The organism is Pseudomonas idahonensis (assembly GCF_037903935.1).
Classification (GTDB): domain Bacteria; phylum Pseudomonadota; class Gammaproteobacteria; order Pseudomonadales; family Pseudomonadaceae; genus Aquipseudomonas; species Aquipseudomonas danubii.
In genome coordinates, this window is sequence record NZ_CP149586.1 from 1,117,900 (window position 1) to 1,142,118 (window position 24,219).

A 24,219-nucleotide genomic window follows, 5' to 3' on the forward strand; every position below is an offset into this window, starting at 1 on the left:
TGGGGGGAGCGTCATAGGGTTTCCTCGCCGTCTTCTTCTTGCAGGGCGTGCAGTTGCAGCGCGTTCTGGCTCAAGGCCCCACGCACGGCCTGCTCTTGTTGCAGCAGGCGTTGGGCTTCGGCGCGCTGTGCAGGCGGCAATTGGCTTTCCAGTTGTTGCGCCAGTTCGTTGGCCTGCGGTGTGTCCTGGACCTTCGCCAGTTGGCTGAAGACGTAGGCGTTGACTGGGTTGGGCTTGGTGCCCTTGCCCTGGGAGAACAACTGGGCAATGGCGAAGTCGGCGCTGTTCTGGCCGTTGCGCGCGGCGGTCAGCAGGTGGTCCAGGGCCTTTTGTGGGTAGACCTGGCCCAGGTAGCCACGGCGGTAGATCTGGCCGAGGTAGTAGTCAGCGGCGACTTCGCGGCCCACGGCTTTCTGGAAGTGTGCTTCGGCGACCTTGGCGTCGGCCGGCACCCATTTGCCTTCGTAGTAGAGCTTGCCCAGCAGCAGTTCGGCGCGGGGCTGGTCGGCGGCGCGGCCGTTGTCCAGGTACTGCATCATCTTGTCGACGTCACCCAGCTCGGGGAAGTCGTAGAGCAGTTGGGCCAGGCTGACCCAGGACGCCGGGTAACCCGGAGCGACCTGCTCCAGCAGGGCCTGGGCGGTTTTTTCATCCGGCTTGCCCAGGCTTGCATCGCCCAGCACGCGGGCCACGCTGTCGACTCGCTGGGCGCTGACCGTGCCACGGCTGTAGCCGGCCTGCAGCTGCTTGAGCAGCTCGGCCTGTTGCTCCGGCTGGCCGCGTTTTTGATAAACGGTCGCCAGTTCCACGTAGCAGATGTCGGTGCTGTTGAGCGCGGCCTTGCAGATGCTTTCCACCTCGGCCAGGTGCTGGTCGTAGCTGCCTTGGGTGCGGTACAGCAGCACCTGGGCCAGGCCGGCTTCCGGGTAACCGGCGCTGCGCCATTGGCTGATCTGCTGCTGGGCGTCGACGTTGGGGAAGCTGTGGGGGTATTGCAGGTACAGCATCGCCAGGGGAATCAGGGTGTTGCCTTCACCGTTGGCAAAGGCTCTTTTCAACAGGCCTTCGGCTTCGTGCTGCTCGGCCTCGGTGGAACCGGGCTTGGCCACCAACAGGCGGCCGAGGCGCGCCTGGGCCCGGGGCGACACATCGGCTGCGGCGCGATAGGTGGCCTCGGCCTGCTTGATCTGCGCCGGGTCGCGGCTGTCCACCTGGATGTCGGCCAGGCCTACCTGGGCCTCGCTGTAGCCCAGGTCCGCCAGTTGCCGGTAGTTCTGTTCGGCCAGCGCGGTGTCGCCGCGCTTCAGGGCTTCGTTGGCCAGGCGCTGGTCCGGCAGGCCGGCGCAACCGGCCAGGGCCAGGGCGGCGACCAAGGGCAACACCGAGAGCTGGTTAGGGGCTGTCATGGTTACAGACCCGCAGCCATGGCTTTGTCGATCAGCCAGTTCATCGAGGGGCCGCGGTCGCTGCTGACTTCCACCGGGCGGCCGGCGAAGGCGCTGCTCAGCGGCGCGTCGGGCTTGATCTGCACGCGGATGTCGGAGGACAGGTCGCTGCTGTTGAGGCTGGTGCTGCTGACGATGGTGCCGGTGCGTACTTCATCCTCGCCGGCGATCTGGAAGTTGACCCGGGTGCCCGGGCGCACGTCGCCGAACTGGCGGTAGGAGAAGCGCGCCTCGACGTTGGCCTGGCTGTTGCGGGGCACCAGTTGGAAGATCACGTCGCCTTTGCTGGCGTACTGGCCGTCGGCGACCATTTGCTGGGCCACGGTGCAGTCGCAAGGGGAGGTCAGGGTGCCGGTCATTTGCTTGCCGAACAGTTCCTCGACCTTGGCCGGTTGCAGTTGGTCTTCAGCCAGGTGGCCTTTGAGCACGTCGAGCATGCTGGTGCTGAAGGTGGCCAGTGGCGCGCCCTTGGCGGCGATGCCGTCGCTCTGCACCAGGCTTTGCACAGTGCCGTCGCGCGGCATGGTGACGTTCATTCCCGGGACGCTGACCAGGCCGGCCTGGGCGTGGCTGACGAAGTACATGCCGTACACCGACTTGAGGATGAAGCCGAACGCCGCCAGGCCCACCACGAAGATCCCGGCGCTGAAGGTCACGGCCCGCAGGCGGCCCATGGCGGTCATGCCGCTGCCGCTGTCCTTGACCTTGCGCGCCTTGGTGAAGTTGTCGCGCTGGAGGGTGGCGAGCACGTCGCCCATGCTGACGATGTCGCCGGCCAGGTGCGAGGTGATCAGGTGGCGCAGGGTGGAAATGTCCTGGGGCTCGAGGTTCTGGAACTGGCAACCGACGCGCCCGTTCTGGCGATCGAAGGAGCGGATTTGCAGCTCCACATCCATGGCCAGGCCGAGGTTGTCGATGACAAATTGCAGGCGGCCCTTGTGCACGGCACCCACGGTCAGCATCTGCTGCCCGGCGTTGAAGCTCAGGCCGCCGGCCGAGAGGTCGTGGACCCGCACTTCCAGGGGCTTGGCTTCGTTGCCGAAGAAGCGCAGCTTGGCCGGGATCTTGACCCGGGCGTGCTGGCGTTGGGCTTCGGATTCATGCACTACATTGACGTTCACGGCGGTGTTCATAGGGTCGATTTCCTAGTTAATTCAGGCAAGGCGGTTCAGACCATCAGCAGCAGGACAGCGACGAACACGCTGCCGGCCGAGAAGGTCATGGTCCGAGACGACCAGGTGTTGAACCAACGTTGAAAACTGGCCAGGTCGCGGGTCAGCTTGGTGTCCTGGCGGGTCCAGGATTGCTGGTCGAGGCGGAAGAACACGTAGATCTTCACCAGGGCGCCGACGATCTGGTTGTAATAGAGGATCAAGGGGTAGGCCGGGCCGATGCGGTGCCCCGAGCAGGACAGCAACAGGGTCAGGATCAGGCGGGTGATACCGATCCACAGCAGGTAGGCGAGGATGAAGGCGGTGCCGTACTTGACGCTGGCGATGATCGCCACGGTCAGGCCCAGCAGCGAGGTCCACATCGACACGCGCTGGTCGAACAGCACCACGCTGGTGAACAGTCCCAAGCGCTTGACTCCCAGACCCAAGGCCCGGGCGTTCTGCCGCAGGTTGTTGCCGTACCAGCGGAACATCAGCTTGCGGCTGGCCTTGATGAAACTCTTTTCCGGCGGGTGTTCCACGGTGTTGATCGCCGCGTCAGGCACGTAGAAGGTGTCGTAGCCCAGGCGCATCAGGCTGAACCAGCTGGACTTGTCGTCGCCGGTGAGGAACTTGAAGCGACCCAGGCGCCAGTGCTGCAGGGAGTCGCTTTCCACGTCGGCGATGAAGTCCGGGTCGGTGACCACGGTGGCGCGGAACACCGACATGCGCCCGGTCATGGTCAGCACGCGCTTGGACAGGGCCATGGAGCACATGTTGATGTGGCGCTGGGCGAAGCGCAGCTTGTGCCATTCGCTCATGATGTAGCCGCCGCGCACTTCGCAGAATTCGTTGGTGGTCAGGCCACCGACGTTGCCGAACAACTGGAACCAAGGCACGGTCTTGCGCACCACGCCTTCGCCGAGCACGGTGTCGCCGTCGATCACCGCCACCACGGCGCGGTTGTCCGGCAGGTGGCGGGAGATGGCGCGGAAGCCGAAGGCCAGGCCGTCGCGCTTGCCGGTGCCGGGGATGCGCACGAAGTCCAGCTTGACCCGCTCCGGCGGGTTCATCCGTGCCCACAGGCTTTTCACCAGCAGCTCGTCGGACATTTCCACGATCGAGCAGACCACGGTGGTGGGGAAGCCGCAGTCGATGGCTTCGCGGATCACCGAGCCGTAGACCTGGGCGGTGGTCAGCGCATCGATGCGAAAGCTGGTGACCATCAGGAACACGTGGGACGGGTCGGCCGCGCTGCCCAGCTTGCGCACCTTGCGCCGCAGGTGCGGGTAGACCACGTAGAGAAACAGCATGCCGCGCACGAAGTGCGTGGCACCCATGGAGTAGCGCCAGATGCCCACGGCGCCAATCAGGAAAATGAAGTCCTTGGACTGCGAGTCGAAGGTCGACGCGGGCAGCAGCAAGGCCATGCCCATCAGCAAACTCAAGTAAAACAGCCAACCGGCGGCCTGAAGCAGGCCGTGCTTTAGCCTGTGCATAATCTGCGTCCTAAAATTCTAAGCGGTACCCTGTAGCCGCTGCCGCAGGCTGCGATAGGTCCGCAGGGCCTCGAGATGCCCTCGGGAGCACGCCCCTTCGGGGACGATCGCAGCCTGCAGCAGCGGCTACAGGCGCATGCCTTTACCAGCAGATCCCTTCGGTTCGGCCCTGGACGCTGGAGGCTTTGGACATGAAGCCCACCAGGTCGATGACCTGCTTGCCGTGGGGCACGTCTTCGGCCAGGGCGCGGAACTTCTCGTCGCGGTTGCCGAGGATGATCAGGTCGGACTTGCCGATCACCGCGTCGAAGTCCGAGTTGAGCAGGGACGAGACGTGGGGGATCTTCGACTCGATGTAGTCCTTGTTGGCGCCGTGGACTCGGGCGTACTCGACGTTGCTGTCGTAGATGCTCAGGTCGAAACCCTTGCCGATGAGCATTTCCGCCAGTTCCACCAGCGGGCTCTCGCGCAGGTCGTCGGTGCCGGCCTTGAAGCTCAGGCCCAGCAGGGCGACCTTGCGCTTGTCGTGGCTGGACACGATGTCGAAGGCGTTCTGTACCTGGGATTCGTTGCTGCGCATCAGCGAGTTGAGCAGCGGCGCTTCGATGTCCAGGGAGCTGGCGCGGTAGGTCAGGGCGCGCACGTCCTTGGGCAGGCACGAACCGCCGAAGGCGAAGCCGGGGCGCATGTAGTACTGGGACAGGTTGAGGGTCTTGTCCTGGCAGACCACGTCCATCACTTCACGACCGTCCACACCCACCGCTTTGGCGATGTTGCCGATCTCGTTGGCGAAGGTGACCTTGGTGGCGTGCCAGACGTTGCAGGTGTACTTGATCATCTCGGCGACTTCGATGTCCTTGCGGATGATCGGCGCGTCGAGCTCTTCGTACAGCGCTTGCAGCACGTCACCGGAGGCTTGGTCGAACTGGCCGATCACGGTCATGGGCGGGAAGTCGTAATCCTTGATCGCGGTGCTTTCACGCAGGAACTCCGGGTTCACCGCCACGCCGAAATCCACCCCGGCCTTCTTGCCCGAGCAGTCTTCGAGAATCGGGATCACCACGTTTTTCACCGTGCCCGGCAGCACCGTGCTGCGCACCACGATGGTGTGGCGGGTGGCCTTGTCGCGCAGGACGAAACCGATCTCGCGGCACACCGATTCGATGTAGTCCAGTTCCAGGTCGCCGTTCTTCTTGCTCGGGGTGCCGACGCAGATCATCGACAGGTCGGTATCGCGGATGGCTTCGGCGAAGTTGGTGGTGCCGCGCAGACGAGCGGTCTGAATCCCTTGCGCCAGAAGTTCACCCAGACCCGGTTCAACGATCGGCGATTTACCGGCGTTGATCAGGTCGATCTTGTCTTTGGAGATATCTACGCCAACCACTTCATGGCCCCGTGCGGACAGGCAACCGGCACAGACTGCACCGACGTAACCCAAACCAAATATGCTGATGCGCATCGCATTTACCTCTGTGTTATTCACGCCATTAGATGGCCGGAGTTAATGTTTGCCAGCTGTTATTGCGCACTCGGAAGTACAACGAAGTACGTTGTATGGCCGCGTGCAGGCAGACTAAGTTCCGAGTGTCTAAATATATGCACTCAAGTTGTGCGCAACCGATCCTTGTTGTTCTGATTTGCCCTTGAATGTTGCCGGCGGCTCCTGCTGCAGGGTTCGCGAGTAAAACCATCCGGTATCCTTCGAATGGCTGAATGCCACGTAATACGGGCTTTTCAGTTGTTTTTCGCGGTCCTTGAAGGCCAGCTGTTCCTTGGCTCGTTAGGGGATAGTTGTGGTGCCTTATCTCCTGTTGTTTACCCTTTAGTTCAAGTTTGTGACTCATTGGTCAAAGGTGGACGTAACTTGATTAGTCTCACTTGAGTCCGTGTAAGTCATCTCCTACAAGCTCGTTGAGAATCGTTACCGGTGGTATGAGCGGTGTCCGCAGGCATAGTTCCGGCCCGCTCATCCTGTTTTGCGAAATTTCTTGAAATATTGAGAAAGATGGCACTGCTTTCAAACTGATAGCACTTAAGGTTTGGGCCTTTAGTTGTGGGGAGTTGAAGCGCGGGGATACTTTTGTGCCACTACCTAATAAAAAAAGTGGTGCCACTACTGAAAAAAAAACACTGTTGTCGAGTGAAAGAAAAGTTATAGAAATAGATGAAGATTTTATGGCGCCAAAAAAATGGCTAAAAGGAGACGGGGAATGTGCGAGTGATCACATTCTGGCGCGCTCGCCGGGTGGCAACGAGCGCGGCAGGGGAACGTTTTACTCCGGTGCGTGGTCGCGCAGGAATACCAGGTTGTCGGCTTTGGATTGCTCCGCGCTGAAGCGATAGCCCTGGACGTCGAATTGCTTGAGTTGTGCGGGATCGTTGATGCGTTCCTGAATGACGAAGCGGCTCATCAGGCCCCGGGCCTTCTTGGCATAGAAGCTGATGATCTTGTACTGGCCGTTCTTCAGGTCCTTGAACTCGGTGTTGATGATCCGCGCGTTCAGGGCCGTGCGCTTGACTGCCGAGAAGTACTCGTTGGAGGCCAGGTTCAGCAGCAGATCGTCGCCCTGATCGGCCAGGGCCTCGTTCAGCCATTCACTGATGCGCGTGCCCCAGAAGGCGTACAGGTCCTTGCCACGGGCGTTGGCCAGCTTGGTGCCCATTTCCAGGCGATAGGGCTGCATCAGGTCCAGGGGGCGCAGCAGGCCGTACAGGCCGGAGAGCATGCGCAGGTGCTGCTGGGCGTAGTCGAAGTCCGCTTCGCTCAAGGATTCGGCGTTGAGCCCGGTGTAGACGTCGCCCTTGAAGGCCAGCAGCGCCTGCTTGGCGTTGTCCGGAGTGAAGGCTGGGGTCCAGCTGCCGAAGCGCGCGGCATTCAGGCCGCCGATCTTGTCGGACACGTGCATCAGTTCGCTGATCTGCGCCGGGCTCAGTTCCCGCAGTTGCTGGATCAGTTCCTGGGAATGGTCGAGGTATTGCGGCTGGGTAAAGCGCGGGGTGACCGGCGGCGTCTCGTAATCGAGGGTCTTGGCGGGTGAAATCACCATCAGCATGAGTCGTCTCCTTTTAGCGTCGGGGGATTCTATTGGCTCGGGCGTTCGGACTCCACCTATCAAGGCGATAGCTGACGCGTGGCGGATGCCTTCGCTGCGCGGCATATCGGCTATAGTGCCGCGCGGGTTTTGTTCTGGAGGCGTCTCTTTTGCGTATCGCGTTTTTCTTCTCGGCCTGGCTTCTGAGTCTCAGTGTGCTGGCGGCGCCCAATGATGTGGCGACCCTGGATCGCAGCACCTGGCCGGAAAAGCTCGACAATCCGACCCTGTTCGACGTCGCCTCGCGGGCCGAGATCCTGACCTTTGCCCGCGCCTTGCTGGTCAGCGAGGCCTGGGACGAGGCGTCCCTGAAGCAGCGCCTGGGCTTGCGCATGATCAACATGGAGGCGATCAACGAACTACGCGAGCATCTCTGGAAACGCCTGCTGGACAACTACAACTTCGCCCAGCAGAGCTGCGACCAGGACGCTTCGTTCTGCTACCTGGTGGAAAACATGCAGCAACTGCGCAAGCAGGCCGGCAAGTTCCACCTGGCGGAGGATTCCTACTACGCCCGTTGGGGCGAGCCGAGCCGGACCTTCCATGAGCAGTACCTGGACGAATTGCTGCGCAAGGCGGCGCTGGCTCCCCAGACCAGCAGCGAGGTGCTGCGCTACGGCGACTACGAGCGCAATGGCGACGAACTCAACGACCGGCTGTTTCTGCTGACCTTCGACAGCGCCGCCAACCTGGCGCCGGACAACACGCCCTGGCTCACCAACTACCTGCGCAAGGCCAATCTCAGTGGGACGTTCTTTGTCCTGGGCAACGACATCCAGAATCGCCTCGACAAGGCCTCGGTGGCCAGCCTGCAATCGCTGTACTCCAGGCAGTGCGTTGGCGTGCAAGGCTGGGAGTTCCGCTCCCACAGCCACTGGCAGGACTGGCAGTATTCGATCCAGCGCAGCGCCGATCTGGTGAAGAGCAAACTGCCGGAAAACTATGTGCCCTTGTTCCGCCCGCCCTTTGGCCAGCGTCGTGCCGATGCCGAGGGCTTCTTCAATGCCCAGGGCATGCAGGTGGCATTGTGGGACATCGACGCCCAGGACGGTGCCGGCAAGCTCAAGGCCGAGGACAGTGGCCAGCGGGTGCTGACCTTGATGTTGCTATGGCGGCGTGGGGTGATCGCTTTCAATGCCAAACAGGACGGGGTCAAGAGCAGCTTGCCCTGGCTGCTGGCGCAGACCGCGCAAAGTGGCATCGGTTGGGAGGATTGTCAGGACGCGTTCCGCTGAAACGGCCAAGTGCCCGTAAACACGGGGCGTGAGCGGAAAAAGGGGGCGGATTTCGGCGGGATTTCGAGGCAGGCGGACTTCCGACTTTAACGGTGAGCGGGCGGTGCGCCAAGGGCTTTTCGTCACCCTGAAAAATAAACATCAAAAAAGCGTCAAAGTGCGTTTTCCTGTCACGGTTTTTGGAGTATTACGAACTCAGACCGCCGAAACCTGCGACACAGGTGGCGTCTCCCAAGACTCCTCGTGTGTGCAGCTCACCTGAACCCCTGCGGGTGAATTCGGTGGTCATTCGAGGCGCGATACCTCATGGTATTGCGTCGACTGGCTCCCACATAAGGTGACCGAGTATGGATGACCACGGACGTAGCGCTTCCTCCAACCAGCCAATCCTTTATGTACTCGATACCAATGTATTGATTCACGATCCCAACGCCTTACTGAATTTCGAAGAACACCACGTCGCCATCCCCATGACCGTCCTTGAAGAGCTGGACAAGCTCAAGAGCGGGCATCACAGCGTTGCCGCCGAATGCCGCCAGGCGATCCGCCTGATCGACAAGACCCTGGGCGAGGCTTCCCCCGAGGATGTTGAACTGGGCGTACCGATTCAGCGCGGCAAGAGCGGGCCCAAGGGCTTGCTGTCGATTCTGATGAGCAAGCGCAACGAGCCCAACAGCCTGTTGCCGGAGAACCTCAACGACAACATCATCATCAACCAGTTGATCGACCTGCACGCGCGCAACAAGGACTTGCCCGTGGTGCTGGTAACCAAAGACATCAACATGCGCCTCAAGGCGCGGGCCTGCGGGATTGCCGCCGAGGACTACAGCACCGACCAGCTGGTGGACGACGTGTCCCTGCTGCCCAATGGTTTCCACAACATGAGCGGCTCGTTCTGGGACCGCGTAAGCAAGGTGGAAACCCGTCAGGATCACGGCCGCACCTGGCACCAGGTGCAGTTGATCGACAACCTGCCGGCGGTGCATATCAATGAATTCATCATCGACGAACAGGGCTTTGTCGGCTGGATCAAGGAGATCCGCGCCGATGTGCTGCTGATCCTCGACCTGCATCAGGAACCCCTGCTGCATCAGGAAGCCTGGGGCCTGAAACCGCGAGACATCTACCAGGGCCTGGCGCTGTACGCGCTGCTCGACCCGGACATCCACCTGGTCAACCTGTCCGGCGCCGCCGGCTCCGGCAAGACCATCCTGGCCCTGGCTGCCGCCATCGAGCAGACCATGGTCAGCAAGCGCTACCGGCGCATCATCGCCACCCGCAGCGTGCAGGGGCTGGACCAGGAGATCGGCTTCCTGCCGGGCACCGAGGCGGAGAAGATGGAACCCTGGCTGGGCGCCATTACCGATAACCTCGAAGCCCTGCACATGGATGACGAGAACACCCACGGTAGCGTCGACTACATCCTCAGCAAGGTGCCGTTGCAGTTCAAATCCCTGAACTACATCCGCGGTCGCAGCTTCCAGCAGAGCCTGATCCTGATCGACGAATGCCAGAACCTTACCCCGCACCAGATGAAAACCATCATCACCCGTGCCGGCGCCGGTTCCAAAGTGGTGTGCCTGGGCAACCTGGCACAGATCGATACCCCTTACCTGTCGGCCACCAGCTCGGGCCTGACCTACCTCACCGAACGCTTCAAGGACTTCCCCAACGGCGTGCACATCACCCTGCAAGGGGTGCCGCGCTCGATCCTGGCGGAGTACGCGGAAAGCCATCTGTAACGTCAATTCCTTCCAGCACGGGCGGCCTTCGGGTCGCCCGTTTTGCATTCGGGGCTGGCTCAGGCCAGCTGTTGCAGTTCCTCCAGTTCGCGAGAGGGGTGATGGGCACGGGCCATCAGGCTGTAGATCGCAGGCAACACGAACAGGGTGAACAGGGTGCCCACCAACATGCCGATGACGATCACCAGGCCCAGGCCGAAGCGGCTGCTGGCACCGGCGCCGGAGGAGAACAGCAACGGCACTAGCCCCACCACCATGGAGGCGGTGGTCATCAAGATCGGCCGCAGGCGAATCTTCGCCGCGCGAATGATCGCCTGGGCCGCGCTGCCACCCTGAGTGGTTCGTAGTTCGTTGGCGAACTCCACCATCAGGATGCCGTGCTTGCTGATGAGGCCGATCAGGGTCACGAGGCCGATCTGGGTATAGATGTTGATGGTCGCCAGCCCCAGCGCCAGGGGAATCAGTGCGCCACAGATCGACAGCGGTACGGTGATCAGGATGATCAGTGGGTCGCTCAGGCTTTCGTACTGAGCGGCTAGCACCATGTAGATCACGATGAGGGCGAACAGGAAGGTCAGCAGCAAGGCATTGCCTTCATGGATGAATTGCCGAGAGTCGGCTTGCCAGTCATGGCTGAAACTGGCGGGCAGTGCCCGGCTTTGCTGCTGCAGGAAGGCTACCGCCTGACCCAGGCTGACCCCCGGGGCAGGGATGCCCTGGAAGGTCGCGGCGTTCTGCTGGTTGAACTGCTTGAGCTTGTTGGGCTGGATGCTGTCATGCAGGCTGACCACGGTGGACAGCGGCACCTGCGTGCCACGGTCGGTGTCGACATAGAAACCGTTCAGGGCTTGCGGCGTCAGGCGCTGGGCGGCCGCGCTCTGCGGGATCACGTCATAGGAGCGGCCCTGGAGGGCGAAGCGGTTGGTGTAGTTTTCGCCGATCAGCACCGCCAGGGTGGTGCCAATGTCCTGCATGCGGATGCCCAGGCTGTTGGCCTTGCTGCGATCGATGCGCACCTCGGTCACGGGGTTGTTGAACTCCAGATCGCTGTCCACCACGGCGAATAACCCACTGGCTCGAGCTTGCTGCTTGATCTCTTCCATGGCCTGGAACAGCGAGCGATAGTCCTCGGTACTGCGGATCACCAGTTGCACCGGCAGGCCGCCAGTGGAGGCCGGTAGGGGCGGCAACTGAAAGACGAAGATCGAGTTGCCTTCGACCGCGTCGACCTCCTGTTGCAGTTGTTGCTGGATGCTGGCCGCGCTGCGCTGGCGCTGCGACCACTCGCTGAAGTTGACCCCGGCGAAACTGGCCGCGACCCCATCGCTGCCATTGATGATCCAGGTGCTGACGGTTTCCGGCAGTCCTTGAAGGATCGCATCCAACTGGTAGGCATAGCGCTCGACGTAATCCAGGTTGGCGTGCTGCGGTGACTTGATCGCCAGCAGTAGGTTGCCCTGGTCTTCGTTAGGCGCCAGCTCCTTGCTGGCGTGGCCATAGAGCCACGGCAGGCTGACCAGCACCAGAGCGGCAAACACCAGCACCGCGCCGCGCCAGCGCAGGGAACGCACCAGGGCTTGCTGGTAGAGGCGCGCCAGGTGCTGAAAAAACCGTTCGGCCCAGCGGCTCATACGGCCTTCCTGTTGGCCCGCTGGCAACAGCTTGGCGCACATCACCGGTGTCAGGGTCAGGGCCACTACCCCGGAGATCAGCACCGCCCCGGCCAGGGTCAGGGCGAACTCCTTGAACAACGCGCCGGTCAGCCCGCTCATCAGGCCGATGGGCATGTACACCGCGGCCAAGGTGATGGTCATGGCGATCACCGGCGAGGCGATTTCCCGAGCTCCCACAAAGGCGGCCTGTAGCGGAGTACGACCCTCCTTGAGATGGCGGTGGATGTTTTCCATGACCACAATGGCATCGTCCACCACCAAGCCGATGGCCAGTACCATGGCCAGCAGGGTCAGCAGGTTGATGCTGAAACCGAACAGGTCCATCAGCGCAAGGGCTCCCACCATCGACAGCGGGATGCTGACCACCGGGATCAGCACGCTGCGCACCGAGCCCAGGCACAGGTAGATGATCACCACGACGATCAGGATGGCTTCGATCAGCGTTTCGATGACCTCAATGATCGAGGCCTGGATGAAGTGGGCGGTCTCGAAGGCCAGGGCCACCTCCACGCCTGGCGGCAGGGTTTTCTGTATCTGCGGCAACAGGCGTTTGATGTCAGCGACGATCAGCAGCGGGTTGCCTTTGGGCGTGGCGTACAGACCTAGGTGCACCGCCGGCTTGCCGTTCATCAGCGCACTGGTTTCATAGGCTGCCGATCCCAGTTCGACCCGGGCGATATCCCGCAGGCGCACTAGGTGGTCGCCGCGGTTGCTGATGACCATGTCGCGAAACTCGTCCAGGCTGCCCAGATCGGTGTTGACCTGGATCGATGAGACCACGTAGTGACCCTTGATCTGCCCGGGAGCGGCCTGGAAATTGTTGGCGCGGATCGCCTGCTCCACCTGGCGCGCACTGATGCCATGGCCGGCCATGCGCTGCGGGTCCAGCCACAGGCGCATGGCCAGGCGCTGGCCGCCGAAGGTATCGACCTTGGCCACACCCTCGATGCTGGAAAACAGCGGTTGTACCACTCGACTCAGGTAATCGCTGAGCGCCGAGGCCGACAGCGAGCGGCTGGCGAAACCAACGTAGGCCACGGCGGTGGCGTCCCCGGCGGAACGTTCGATCACTGGGTCGTAGGCTTGTTCGGGCAAGCGGTATTTAACTTGGTTGACCTTGGCGATCACCTCGCTCAGGGTCTTTGCCGAGTCCTGGTTGAGGGCCATGCGCAGGGTGATCAGGCTGCGCCCCTGGACCGAGGACGAACTGACGTAATCAACTCCCTCCACTGACGCCAGGGCTTGGTTGATCGGCTGGGTGACAAAGCCCTGCATCAACTCCGCCGGGGCCCCGGGATAGTCGGTGGTGACGCTGATAACTGAGCTCTCCAGCAGTGGGTACTGGCGCACGGGCAGGCTGCTGTAGGCCTTGAGGCCCGCCAGCAGGATCAACAGGCTGACGACCAGCGCCAATACCGGGCGGCGGACAAACAGATCGGTGAACTTCACGGTCGTTCTCCTGCGGCGAGGGGCAGCGCATTGTCGGGGGCATCGCCGAGCACGCTGTGCGGCACGGCTTCGATCGCGGCGCCATCGCTGAGCTTGAGCTGCCCGGCAGTCACCACCTGCGTCCCCGGGGCCAAGCCGCTGTCGATCACCACCCGACCGGCATGACGTGCGCCGGTCTTGACCGAGACCCGCTGCACGGTTGGCGCGCCCTGGGCGTCCGTGGCCGGCTGTACCACGAACAGCTCCTCACCGTAGGCGTTATAGGTCACGGCGGTTTCCGGCACGCTCAAGGTGCCACTGGGCATTGGCTGGGCCAGGCGCACGCGGGCGAACATGTGGGGCAGGGCACTGGGCGGCGGGTCTTCTAGGCGTGCCTGAATATTCAGGGTGCGAGACTGGTCAAGGAACGGATCGATGGCGCTTACCCTGGCTTTCAGCAACTGTCCGGGCAAGGCGTCGAGGAACACTTCTAAGGTCGCTCCTGGGGTGACCTGTGACAGCGCTTGCTCCGGCACGCTGAAGTTGACGTAGAGGCCCTTGTCGCCAATCAGGTTGATCAGTACGTCCCCGGGGTTCACGTATTGGCCCAGGTGCACCTTGCGGATACCCAGCGTGCCGGCGAAGGGGGCGCGAATGGTGCGCTGTTCGATTTCCGCTGTCAGGGCCAGTAGGGCGCCCTTGGCGGTGGACAGCTCGGTCTGGGCGTTGTCGAAAGCCTCCCGGGACGTGGCGTTGACCGACAGCAGGCGCCGTGAGCGTTCGAGCCTGACCTTGGCGTTTTCCATTTCCCCTTGCAGGCGCAGCAGATTGCCGCGCTGGGGCGCGTCGTTGAGCCGGACCAGGACCTGGCCGTGCTCGACCCGCTGCCCGGACTGGATCGGCAGGCTGACGATGCGTCCGCCAATTTCCGCTGGCACGCTGACTTGCTCGATCGCCTCCAGCTCGCCGATGGCCTCTAGGTACCGCGGGAAGGGCTGGGTGCTGGCTGTGGCCACTGCAACCTTGACCGGAGCCTGTGCGTAGGCCTGGGGGCCGGGCCGGGTTCCCTGCCACAGCCAGCCGGCCAGCAGGCCAAGGATCAACAGGGCGGCGATCAGCACCAGTCGCGCGCGCGGGGATGGGTGCTTGGTTACACCGACGGACACCATGACATTCACTCCTTGACGTCTGTTGCAGTTTCAGTAGATCGGCCAGCACCCGGGCGTGAGCAGCTCGACGAGGTTTTCATCCGGATCGCGGAAATAGATGCTGGAACCGCCCTTGGGCCATTCGGTCCGGCCCTCCAGGGGAATGCCGCAACGGGCCAGCCGTTCCTTCCAGTCGGGCAGGTCTTGCTTGTCGATGGCAAAGCAGACGTGAATCCGTCCGTTGGCGTCGTGGGGCGGGATCTCTCCGCCGCTGAGGTACTTGGTGTGCAGCGAGGCGCCCCGCTTGAACAGCAACAGGGTATTCTGGTCGCCGATGTTCAGTGCCACTAGTACGTCGCTCTCGACCATGACTTCCAGCTGGAAGGTTTTTGCGTAGAATTCCTTCGCAATATCGAGATTGTTCACATAAAGGGCTGTTTCAATAATCCGTTTGAGCTGCAGCATGTGTTGCTCCTTTTGGGACCTTGCTCCCTGAGTTGGAAATGACAGGATGGTCACGGTCTTACTGCGCAATATCGATTTGAACCTGTTGGTGGTGCTTGATGCCCTGCTGACGGAAAAGCACGTCACCCGCACGGCCTTGCGCCTGCACCTGAGCCAGCCGGCGGTCAGCCACTCCTTGAGCAAGCTGCGGGGGCTGCTGGACGATCCGATCCTGATTCGTCGTGGTAGCGAGTTGGTGCTCAGTTCCCTTGCCCAGAACATTCAGCAGCCGTTGCGGGAAATTCTCAGCCAGATCGAAACCCTGTTCGGCAAGTCGAACGATTTTGATCCGGCCAGTTCCCAGCGTGCCTTCACCCTGGCGATGTCCGACTACGGGGCGGCGATCATCCTGCCCGGACTGTTGGTACGCCTGCGTCGGGATGCGCCGAACACCACCCTGCAGGTGACCCAGGACAGCCGGCACGGGATGTTCGAACAGGTGGCCCAGGGCAAGATCGACCTGGCGCTGGGGGTGTTTCCCAAATTCACGGAGGATCTCACCACCGAGGTGCTGTTTGAGGAAACCTTCTCCTGTCTACTCGATCGTCGTACTCTGCCAGCCGATGGCGTGCTTGATCTGCACAGCTACCTGGCACGGCCGCATATCCTGGTGTCTGTGGATGGTGCGGCCAATGGTGAGGTCGACTGCCTGTTACACGAGCAGGGCTTGCAACGGCGGATAGCCGTTAACGTGCCCCACTGGGGGACCGCCCCCAGCATGATTCACAACACCGACCTGATCCTTACCGTGGCCACCCGTACCCTGGACGATGTCCGGCTTGATCCGGATCTGGTGCGGTTGAAGCCGCCGCTGCCGATTCCAGCCTTTCCCTTTGTGCAGATCTGGCATCGGAGATTCAAGGATGAGCCTGCGCATGCCTGGCTGCGTGAACAGATCAGGCAGGTAGTCGATCAGGCGCCTACCATCGCTTGATAGCGACCAGGCCTTTCTCCATGGGCTTCGAGCAAGGCGAACCTCGGAGTTGACAGTTGGTACGCACTGGTTCATTGCGATTCGGTCGAGCTGACGATCTTGAGCCAAGTGTCTGTAGGCAGTGTGTGGGTAATGACGCAGGCCGGACTGACGAGCACGTTGTCGTCGACGATCACGTAGCCAATCAGCCTGGCGCCGGCACCGACCTCGACATTGTTGCCCAGCCTCGGGTGGCGGCGAACTTCGGGGTCATCTGCAGCCAACTGAGTGTCTAGGATGACTGCACACAGAAGGTGGCAATCGTCGCCGATCCTGCAGGTCGGACCGATGATTGTGCCGTAGCCATGTTCGAGGACGAAGCGTCGGCCAATCTGTGCCGCTGGATGGATATGTGCTCCGCTGATGAGTTTGCCCTGCAGGCTCAATCTTTCGGCAATCAGCCGGTAGTCGTGACCTGCTCGAGGTGGTAAGTGCCAGATCCAGTGTGCTAGCCGGTAATACATCACGGCCTTGAACGAGCAGCGGTTCTGCAGGATCAGCTCAAGCCGCCCCTGGGTCGCTGGATCACGGCTGGCGAATGCCGCCAGGTCTTCGATGATCTTTTGAGCAGTTGCCTCGATCAGGTCCGGCAGTTGCGGTTTGAGTCTTAACAGGTCTGCGGCGACCAGGGCGTTGGAGATATGGATGATTAGCTCATCGTGCAATCCTTGCATGTCAATCAAGCCTCGATCGAGGCCCTCCATTGGCAGTTTTCGATTTTGTAATCAGGTTCTGTGCAGCTTCCTTCACTGTTTCCCGTGGTTTAACCAAGGAGCTCAATTTGCTGCGGCTGAAGTTTTCGATGACTTTGTAAACGGTGCTCGACAACTCGTCGTGTTCTTTTTGGCCTGTTGCTTATGTCTGAATTTTCAATGGGGTGAGGCGAGTAAATATATTTATATGCGCTGCCGTAAGTTTATTTTAGTCATGCGTGAACGGTAATCACGAATCCGCCGGCGACAACCAGTACTCCGGTTATTTTTTGTAAGCTTATTTCCCGTCGGGGCAGACCGACCAAACCGAAGTAGTCGATCAGCAAGGAAATGATCAACTGTCCGACAATCACCGTCATAATGAAATTCAGGGCCCCGAGACGCGGTGCCATAAGCAAGGCGACGGTGATGTAGAACACTCCAGCGATCCCACCCATCCAGATCCACCAAGGCCCCTCCTGGGCAGCGGTAAAGTTGGGTCGCGGAACTTTTATAAATACGATTACCGCAGTAACTGCCAGTAAGCTGACAACTAGAGAAACTCCGGTTGCCCACAGTGGGTGGCCTAGTAAATTTCCAAGTTTTGAATTTGTTCCTGCTTGAAGTGGTACGGCGAAGCCGGCTAGAAGGCTCAATAAAATTGATATTAAAAATGCCATGTTTTTTTCACTCTATTTTTCGCAGGGATTTGTACTTTTAATAATGTGTTGAGGCCAATTCTTTGTTCTTATGGCCGGTATTCGCCACGCTGATTGTTCCTCTTGTTTTTGCTCTAGACAGCGGGTGTGAGGGTTACCGGCGACAATGTTTCTTTGTGGGAAGCTAGGGAGACGAGGATGCGAAAAACTGACCCGCAGGTTTACAATCGGCCCACCTGATCAGGAGTAACACCGTGCTGACTCATCTCGATTCCCAAGGTCGCGCCAATATGGTCGACGTCACCGATAAGGCCGTGACCTTCCGCGAGGCAGTGGCCGAAGCCCGGGTGCGCATGCTCCCGCAAACCCTGCACATGATCGTCAGTGGTGGTCACCCCAAGGGCGACGTGTTTGCCGTGGCGCGCATTGCCGGAATCCAGGCGGCGAAGAAAACCAGTGAGCTGATTCCCCTGTGCCATCCGTTGATGCTCACCAGCGTCAAGGTCGAGCTCAGTGCCGAAGGCGAGGACAGTGTGCGCATCGTGGCGCGTTGCAAGCTGTCGGGGCAGACCGGGGTGGAGATGGAGGCGTTGACCGCCGCCAGCGTCGCCGCGCTGACAATCTATGACATGTGCAAGGCCGTGGACCGCGGCATGATCATCGAAGGCGTGCGAGTGCTGGAGAAGTCCGGCGGCAAGAGCGGCGATTACCGGGTGGCTGACGCATGAGGATCTCGGTGAAGTTCTTTGCCCGCTACCGTGAGGCCCTGGGGCTCGATGGCGTGCTTGTCGAGGGCGACTTTGCCTGTGTCGACGATGTGCGCCAGGCGCTGTTGTCCCGTGACGGGGCCGCCGTGCTCGCCGAACAGAACCTGATGTGCGCCCGCAACGAAGAGCTGTGCCAGCTGGACGAGCCCCTGGCGGACGGCGATGAAGTGGCGTTCTTCCCCACAGTGACCGGAGGCTGAGATGGCGATCCGTGTGCAATCCGCGGCCTTCGATCCCGGCGCCGAAGTCAACGCCATGCACGCCGCCGATACCGGGGTTGGCGCGGTGGTCAGCTTTGTCGGCTACGTGCGCGACTTCAATGACGGCCAGGACGTGCACGGCATGTTCCTGGAGCACTATCCGGGCATGACCGAAAAGGCCCTGGGCAAGATTGCGGCTGAAGCCGAGCAGCGCTGGCCGCTGTTGCAACTGGAGGTGCTGCACCGCATCGGCGCCCTGGAGCCGGGCGAGCCCATCGTGTTCGTCGGCGCAGCCAGTGCCCATCGCCAGGCGGCGTTCGAAGCCTGCGCCTTTGTCATGGATTATCTGAAGACCCGGGCGCCGTTCTGGAAAAAGGAAAACACCGCCGACGGCCCCCGTTGGGTGGAAGGCCGCGACAGCGATCACGCGGCGGCCGCGCGCTGGAAAGACTGATCCCCTGATGCTGGCCGGCGGCGCCTGAGTCCGCCCCAATTCAACCTGTAATCGACTGCGACTGTTCCCGCCGACCGCTGGGGATAAGTCGCTGTGCGCGCCGTTGACGATATGTACGTAAAAGTCCAGTATGGATTTACAAGTACAAATACAGCGTCCTCCGTTTCATCCTTTCTTTCTGTCTTGCCAAACCAACAACAACCCGCGAGAGAACGAACATGAAAAAATTCCCCCTCATCAGTGGCCTGGCCTTGAGCCTGTTGGCGTGCAGCAGCCTGATGGCTGCCGAGAAAACCTTGCGCCTGGGTATCGAGGCGGCGTATCCGCCGTTCGCCTTCAAGACCGCCGACGGCAAGATTGGTGGCTTCGACTACGACATCGGCAATGCTTTGTGCGCGCAGATGCAGGTCAAGTGCGAGTGGATCGAGGGCGAGTTCGACGGCCTGATTCCCTCGTTGAAAGTGAAAAAGATCGACGCCGCGCTGTCCTCCATGACCATCACCGCGGAACGGCGTAAATCCGTGGATTTCACCCACAAGTACTACTTCACTTCGTCGCGCCTGGTGATGAAGAAGGGCGCGGTGGTGGATGACCAGTACGCCAGCCTCAAGGGCAAGACCGTGGGCGTGCAGCGCTCCACCACTACAGATCGTTTCGCCACCGAGGTCTTCGAGCCCAAGGGCATCAAGGTGGTGCGCTACAGCAACAACGAAGAGATCTACATGGACCTGGCGGCCGGGCGCCTGGACGCGATCTTCGCCGATACCATTCCCCTGGAGGATTTCCTGTCGATGCCGCGGGGCGCCGACTACGCCTTTGTCGGGCCTGAGTTGAAAGATCCCAAATACGTTGGGGAAGGCGCCGGGATTGCAGTGCGCAAGGGCAACAGTGAACTGGTGGGCGAGTTGAACAAGGCCATCGATGATATTCGGGCCAATGGTGAATATCAGAAGATCCAGGCCAAGTACTTCAAGTCGGATATTTATGGGGATTGAGACGTTGTGGCGTTCTTGAGGACGCTTTCGCGAGCGAGCTCGCTCCTACAGGTGTTGTGCAAGCCGTGTAGGCGCGAGCTTGCTCGCGAACCTTTATTGTCCCTTCAATTCCTTCAAGTGCTTGTACACCGTCGCCCGGCCCATGCTCAGTACGTTGGCCACGTAGTTGGAGGCGCTCTTGCCCTTGAAGGCACCTTCGGCGTGCAGAGCCAGTACCAGTTCGCGCTTGTGTTCGCGGGTCAACAGGTTCAGGCCCAGCTGGCGCTCGCGCAGCCAGTTGTGCAGGAAGGTGTTGATGCGTTCCTGCCAGTCGTCGCGAAACAGTGAATCGGGCTGGGGAATCAGCTTGCTGGGTGAGAGAAACAGGTCCAGCGCGGCCTTGGCATTTTCGAACAGCGAGATGTTCAGGTTGATGCACAGCACGGCCATTGGCTGGCCCTGGCTGTCGCGCAGCACGCTGCTGAGGCTGCGGATCTTCTGGCCGTCCCAGTTGAGCTTTTCATAGGGACCGATATTGCGTTCGCTGCTGTCGCCGCTGAGCAGGTCTTCCAGGGCCGCATCGTCGCCCACTTCGCGCTTGGACAGATTATTGGCGATGTAGTCGATCTTCTGGGTGCGCAGGTCGTGGAGCACCACCTCGGCATGGGGGAAGAACAGCGTGGCAATGGCGTCGGCAATCGCCCGGAAATTATCCAGGGCTGGGGCCTTTGCGAGTGAGGTCATGGGTCGTACTCCAGGCGGCTTCAGCGCCCGCCGTTAGCGGGCGCTGGGAGTGTGCCGCAATCGTTTGGGCGCGTCACCCCGCAGGCGGGTTCAACCGAGGCGGGCAGGGGAGAGCATGGCGGACTCCAGGCCGAAGCGGGTCAACTGCTCCGGCAGGGGTTGGCCACGCACCAGGGCGGCGCTGGCCTGGCCCATGGCCGGAGAGGTCTGGATGCCATAGCCGCCTTGTCCGGCGACCCAGAACAGCCCGGGCACCTGTGGATCGAAACCGGCCAGCAAGTCGCCATCGCTGACGAAACTGCGCAGGCCGGCCCAGGTCCGGGTCGGACGACGAATGCTCAGTGTGGTGGCTTCTTCGATCTGGTAGATGCCCAGGGCAATGTCCAGTTCTTCGGGCTGCACATCATGGGGTTCCACCGGGTCGGCGTTGGCCGGCGAACCGAGGAACATGCCGGCGTCGGGCTTCATGTAGAAGGACTCGTCCAGGCTCACCAACATCGGCCAGCGGTGAGTATCGACCCCTTCCGGGCCGGCGAAGATAAAGGCCGCCCGGCGCTTGGGTTGCAGGCCCAGGGGGCGGGCGCCGGCCATCGCGCCGATCTGGTCGGCCCAGGCCCCGGCAGCGTTGATCAGCACCGGCGCACTGAAGCCCTGGCCGCTGGTTTGGACCTGCCACAGCCCTTGTTCATCACGGTGCAGACCCAGCACTTCATGGTCGGTATAGACCTGGCCCTGATGGCGGCGGATGCCCCGCAGGTAGCCCTGATGCAGGGCGTCGGTGTCGATGTCGCTGGCACTGGGGTCGTAGAGGGCGCCGTGGACCTTTTCGCGACGCAGGATTGGCAGGCGAGCGCAGGCTTCGTCGGCACTGAGCAGTTGCATCTCCGGCACCGTGGCCTTGGCGCTCAGGTACTGGTTGTTCAGTTCGGCCGGATCGCCAGTGAAGTCCACGGTCATTTCCCCTCGTGGCGTCAGCAGCGGGTGGTCGCAGAAGCCCTCCGGCGGATGGTCGAAAAAGTCCCGGCTGGCCAGGGTCAGGGCCCGCACCTGGGCGGTGCCATAGGCGGCGGTGTAGAGCGCGGCAGAGCGGCCGGTGGAGTGATAGGCCGGATGGGATTCGCGCTCCAGCACGATGACGCGGCCGTGGCGCGACAGCCAGTAACCGGTGGAGGCTCCGGCGATACCGCCGCCGATGATGATGAAATCTGCCTGGATCATTCAAGGCTCCTGGAAAAGTGCAAGTGACAGGCCCTTAGTGCGGGTGCCGCAGGTGGTACAGGGCATTGGCCAGGGCGATGTCTTCCAGGCCCAGGCCGATGGAGCGGAAGAACACATGGCGCTCGGTGCTGGGGCGTTGAGCCTGGTTGCTCAGCAGCTCCGGCAGGTCGCCGAGAATCGCCGCGTTGTCCCAGCCGTGCTGTTCACCGGCAATCAGCATCTCGCCGGCCGAGCCCGGGGTGGTACGGCGATAGTCACAATAGACCTGCATCTGCTGCAGTGCGGCGGGCGGCACTTCATGGGCCCGTGGCGCATTGGTGCTGATGGAGGTGATCAGCGCCGGCTTGTTGAGGGTGCGTGGGTCGATGACCGGTCCGGCGGACGAAGTGCAGAGCATGATCACGTCGGTATCTTCGACAGCCTCTTCAAGCTGCGGGACGATTTGCAGGCGCGGATCGAGGGCCTTGAGATGCGCAAGCTCCTCGGCGGATTTGCTCGCCAGGCTTGGGGAAAAGAGGCGGATGCTCTGCCAGGGGCGCAGGTCTTTCACGTAGTGCAGGTGAGCCTGGGCCACGGCGCCGCTGCCGATGATTGCCAGGTGCCGGGCCTCGGGCGTGGCCAGTGCATCGACGGCGACCGCCGTAGTGGCGGCGGTGCGTGCGGTGGTCAGTTCGGCGGCGTCGCACAGCAGCAGCGGCTGGCCGCTGTCCATGGACATCAGCAGGGTCCAGGCGGTGACCAGCGGGCCTTCGGCGCGAATGATGTAGGGCGAGGTCTTGACCCCGTAGACCCGATCTTCAGCCAGCACGCCCAGGTAGTTGATGAAGTCGCCGGCGCCCTGGGGAAACTCCACCAGCTGTTGTGGCGGTTGTACGGCGAGTCCGGCGGCCAGGTCGCGAAACAGTTTGCGCAGGATCTGCGGGACGTCGATTTGCGCGAGCAACTGGCGGGCTTCGGTCTGAGCAATCAGGTAGGGCGTGCTGGGCATGTAGGCGTTCCCAAGGAATTAAACTTATTTGTCCATTATGGACTTTTAGTTTGCTTGGGCAACATCCAGGCGAAAAAAAACGCAGCCGGTGATGGGCTGCGTTTTTTTCGGCGCGTCTGCTATCAGGCTTGCGGGCGTTTGCGCTCTACTGGGCGCAACAGCTCGGCCGGCGGCATCTCGCAGCTGATCTTGCGCCCCAGCAGGGCTTCGATCGATGGCAACTGATAGGAGTCGTCCTCGCCGGCGAAGCTGATGGACACGCCGTCGGCACCGGCACGCCCGGTACGGCCGATGCGGTGCACGTAGTCGTCCGGCACTTCCGGCAGGGTGAAGTTGATCACGTGGCTGATGCCGTCGATGTGGATGCCTCGGCCGGCCACGTCGGTGGCCACCAGGACCCGGATCTTGCCTTCGCGGAAGCCTTCCAGGGTCTTGATCCGCTTGTGCTGGGGCACGTCGCCGGACAGCTGGGCGGCGTTCACGCCGTCGCGCACCAGGCGTTCTTCGATGCGCCGCACTTCATCCTTGCGGTTGGCGAAGACCATGACCCGTTCCCAGCCGTTGTCGGTGACCAGGTTGTACAGCAGCTTGTACTTGTCGGCCCCGGCCACGGCATAAATGTGCTGTTCGACGTTTTCGCTGGCGACGTTCTCGGCCTCGATCTCGACGATCGCCGGGTCGGTGGTCCACTGCTTGGCCAGGTTCATCACGTCTTCGGTGAAGGTGGCGGAGAACAGCAGGGTCTGGCGCTCGCTCTTGGGCGGGGTCTGGCGAATGATCTGCCGCACTTGCGGGATGAAGCCCATGTCGAGCATGCGGTCGGCTTCGTCCAGCACCATCACTTCGACCATGTCCAGGTGCACGTCACCGCGCTGGTTGAAGTCCAGCAGGCGGCCCGGGGTGGCCACCAGGATGTCGCAGTGGCGAGCTTCCAGGTGCTTGAGCTGCTTGTCGAAATCCATGCCGCCAACGAAGGTCATGACGTTGAGGCCGGTGTATTTGGTCAGGGCCGCGGCGTCCTTGGCGATCTGCACCACCAGTTCCCGGGTCGGGGCAATGATCAGTGCCCGTGGTTCGCCCATGTAGCGCTCTTTCGGCGGCGGGGTCTGCAGCAACTGGGTGATGATCGAGATCAGGAACGCGGCGGTCTTGCCGGTGCCGGTCTGGGCACGGCCGATGGCGTCTTTGCCCGCCAGGGTGAAGCCCAGTACCTGGGCCTGGATCGGCGTGCAGTAGGGAAAGCCCAGGTCCTGGATGGCGTGCATCAGTTCCGGAGCGAGCTTGAAGTCGTGGAAACGGGTCTTGCCTTCCTGGGGTTGCACCACGAAGTCTTCGAGTTTCCAGGTGCTGACCGCTGGTTTTGGCGGCCGCGGGCGCTGCGCTTGCTCAGGTTTGGGTTGCTCGGCCTTGGGCTTCTCTTGGCGCGGTGCTTTGGGAGCGGAAGGGGCGGCCGGTGTGTTCACCGGTTCTTTTTTAGCTGCGGTAGCAGGTGCGCTCCGCTCCGGCTGACGGCCGTCATTGCGGCTGCTGGAACTGGGGGAAGGGGCGCTGGGGCTTGGCGCGAGCGGCTCAGCCTCGCTTTTACCGAAGATTTTCTTGAGTGCTTTGAGCACGGTCATCTCATCAATTGGTT

General features: G+C 61.7%; 21 protein-coding genes. 7 read left to right on the plus strand and 14 right to left on the minus strand.

Going from position 1 to position 24,219, the window contains the following annotated elements:
• Positions 1 to 11: 11 nt before the first annotated feature.
• The 5 genes from algK to yaaA form a co-directional block, all read right to left on the minus strand.
• Positions 12 to 1,406, minus strand: a complete 1,395-nt coding sequence (gene algK, locus WIN67_RS05050) for an alginate biosynthesis TPR repeat lipoprotein AlgK (protein WP_339070714.1) — start codon at positions 1,404 to 1,406, stop codon at positions 12 to 14.
• Positions 1,407 to 1,408: 2 nt separating this feature from the next.
• Positions 1,409 to 2,578 (minus strand): alginate biosynthesis protein Alg44, encoded by a 1,170-nt coding sequence (locus tag WIN67_RS05055; protein WP_102878454.1) that lies wholly within the window; start codon positions 2,576 to 2,578, stop codon positions 1,409 to 1,411.
• Between the two features lie 35 nt (positions 2,579 to 2,613).
• On the minus strand, positions 2,614 to 4,095 hold the full coding sequence (alg8, locus tag WIN67_RS05060; protein WP_102878455.1) for a mannuronan synthase: 1,482 nt from the start codon (positions 4,093 to 4,095) through the stop codon (positions 2,614 to 2,616).
• Between the two features lie 142 nt (positions 4,096 to 4,237).
• Positions 4,238 to 5,554, minus strand: coding sequence for a nucleotide sugar dehydrogenase (locus WIN67_RS05065; protein ID WP_102878456.1), 1,317 nt, complete (start codon positions 5,552 to 5,554; stop codon positions 4,238 to 4,240).
• Positions 5,555 to 6,368: 814 nt separating this feature from the next.
• A complete protein-coding gene (gene yaaA, locus WIN67_RS05070; RefSeq protein WP_102861246.1) occupies positions 6,369 to 7,148 on the minus strand; it encodes a peroxide stress protein YaaA in 780 nt (259 codons plus the stop codon).
• Positions 7,149 to 7,297: 149 nt separating this feature from the next.
• On the opposite strand from yaaA, the gene WIN67_RS05075 reads away from it, so the two are divergent.
• Together WIN67_RS05075 and WIN67_RS05080 are read left to right on the plus strand one after the other, a co-directional pair.
• The gene (locus WIN67_RS05075) at positions 7,298 to 8,422 is read left to right on the plus strand and encodes a polysaccharide deacetylase family protein (protein WP_102878458.1); all 1,125 of its coding nucleotides are present in this window, start codon (positions 7,298 to 7,300) and stop codon (positions 8,420 to 8,422) included.
• A gap of 347 nt (positions 8,423 to 8,769) precedes the next feature.
• Positions 8,770 to 10,164, plus strand: a complete 1,395-nt coding sequence (locus tag WIN67_RS05080) for a PhoH family protein (RefSeq protein ID WP_016968495.1) — start codon at positions 8,770 to 8,772, stop codon at positions 10,162 to 10,164.
• Between the two features lie 59 nt (positions 10,165 to 10,223).
• Here the strand turns inward: WIN67_RS05080 and WIN67_RS05085 are convergent, their stop codons facing one another.
• From WIN67_RS05085 to WIN67_RS05095, 3 genes are read right to left on the minus strand one after another with little or no spacing between them, the layout of a single operon-like run.
• Positions 10,224 to 13,286 carry a MexW/MexI family multidrug efflux RND transporter permease subunit gene (locus WIN67_RS05085; protein WP_339070716.1) on the minus strand — a complete coding sequence of 1,021 codons (3,063 nt, stop codon included), beginning with the start codon at positions 13,284 to 13,286 and terminating at the stop codon, positions 10,224 to 10,226.
• Positions 13,283 to 14,434 carry an efflux RND transporter periplasmic adaptor subunit gene (locus WIN67_RS05090; RefSeq protein WP_339070717.1) on the minus strand — a complete coding sequence of 384 codons (1,152 nt, stop codon included), beginning with the start codon at positions 14,432 to 14,434 and terminating at the stop codon, positions 13,283 to 13,285. Before WIN67_RS05090 ends, WIN67_RS05085 begins: the two co-directional genes overlap by 4 nt.
• Before the next feature lie 30 nt (positions 14,435 to 14,464).
• Positions 14,465 to 14,878, minus strand: a complete 414-nt coding sequence (locus tag WIN67_RS05095; protein ID WP_339070718.1) for a VOC family protein — start codon at positions 14,876 to 14,878, stop codon at positions 14,465 to 14,467.
• Positions 14,879 to 14,924: 46 nt separating this feature from the next.
• Here WIN67_RS05095 and WIN67_RS05100 point away from each other — a divergent pair, with 46 nt between their 5' ends.
• The gene (locus WIN67_RS05100; RefSeq protein ID WP_339070719.1) at positions 14,925 to 15,851 is read left to right on the plus strand and encodes a LysR family transcriptional regulator; all 927 of its coding nucleotides are present in this window, start codon (positions 14,925 to 14,927) and stop codon (positions 15,849 to 15,851) included.
• Between the two features lie 71 nt (positions 15,852 to 15,922).
• Here the strand turns inward: WIN67_RS05100 and WIN67_RS05105 are convergent, their stop codons facing one another.
• Together WIN67_RS05105 and WIN67_RS05110 are read right to left on the minus strand one after the other, a co-directional pair.
• A complete protein-coding gene (locus WIN67_RS05105) occupies positions 15,923 to 16,564 on the minus strand; it encodes a serine acetyltransferase (RefSeq protein WP_339070720.1) in 642 nt (213 codons plus the stop codon).
• A 251-nt stretch (positions 16,565 to 16,815) separates the two neighbouring features.
• Positions 16,816 to 17,262 (minus strand): DMT family transporter, encoded by a 447-nt coding sequence (locus WIN67_RS05110; RefSeq protein ID WP_339070721.1) that lies wholly within the window; start codon positions 17,260 to 17,262, stop codon positions 16,816 to 16,818.
• Positions 17,263 to 17,495: 233 nt separating this feature from the next.
• On the opposite strand from WIN67_RS05110, the gene moaC reads away from it, so the two are divergent.
• The 4 genes from moaC (at position 17,496) to WIN67_RS05130 (ending at position 19,657) form a co-directional block, all read left to right on the plus strand.
• Complete coding sequence (moaC, locus tag WIN67_RS05115) at positions 17,496 to 17,969, plus strand: cyclic pyranopterin monophosphate synthase MoaC (RefSeq protein WP_110596428.1); 474 nt, start codon at positions 17,496 to 17,498, stop codon at positions 17,967 to 17,969.
• On the plus strand, positions 17,966 to 18,208 hold the full coding sequence (locus WIN67_RS05120; protein ID WP_103740995.1) for a MoaD/ThiS family protein: 243 nt from the start codon (positions 17,966 to 17,968) through the stop codon (positions 18,206 to 18,208). Before moaC ends, WIN67_RS05120 begins: the two co-directional genes overlap by 4 nt.
• Before the next feature lies 1 nt (position 18,209).
• Positions 18,210 to 18,662, plus strand: a complete 453-nt coding sequence (gene moaE, locus WIN67_RS05125) for a molybdopterin synthase catalytic subunit MoaE (protein WP_102878463.1) — start codon at positions 18,210 to 18,212, stop codon at positions 18,660 to 18,662.
• Between the two features lie 218 nt (positions 18,663 to 18,880).
• Positions 18,881 to 19,657 carry an ABC transporter substrate-binding protein gene (locus tag WIN67_RS05130; RefSeq protein ID WP_102878464.1) on the plus strand — a complete coding sequence of 259 codons (777 nt, stop codon included), beginning with the start codon at positions 18,881 to 18,883 and terminating at the stop codon, positions 19,655 to 19,657.
• Positions 19,658 to 19,750: 93 nt separating this feature from the next.
• Here WIN67_RS05130 and WIN67_RS05135 read toward each other — a convergent pair whose 3' ends face one another.
• The 4 genes from WIN67_RS05135 to rhlB form a co-directional block, all read right to left on the minus strand.
• Positions 19,751 to 20,380 carry a transcriptional regulator gene (locus tag WIN67_RS05135; protein ID WP_339070722.1) on the minus strand — a complete coding sequence of 210 codons (630 nt, stop codon included), beginning with the start codon at positions 20,378 to 20,380 and terminating at the stop codon, positions 19,751 to 19,753.
• Positions 20,381 to 20,470: 90 nt separating this feature from the next.
• Complete coding sequence (locus tag WIN67_RS05140; protein WP_110596429.1) at positions 20,471 to 21,598, minus strand: NAD(P)/FAD-dependent oxidoreductase; 1,128 nt, start codon at positions 21,596 to 21,598, stop codon at positions 20,471 to 20,473.
• Positions 21,599 to 21,632: 34 nt separating this feature from the next.
• The gene (locus tag WIN67_RS05145; RefSeq protein ID WP_339070723.1) at positions 21,633 to 22,586 is read right to left on the minus strand and encodes an ornithine cyclodeaminase family protein; all 954 of its coding nucleotides are present in this window, start codon (positions 22,584 to 22,586) and stop codon (positions 21,633 to 21,635) included.
• Positions 22,587 to 22,708: 122 nt separating this feature from the next.
• Positions 22,709 to 24,205: an ATP-dependent RNA helicase RhlB gene (rhlB, locus tag WIN67_RS05150; protein WP_102878468.1), complete on the minus strand. Its 1,497-nt coding sequence runs from the start codon at positions 24,203 to 24,205 to the stop codon at positions 22,709 to 22,711.
• Between the last annotated feature and the right edge of the window lie 14 nt (positions 24,206 to 24,219).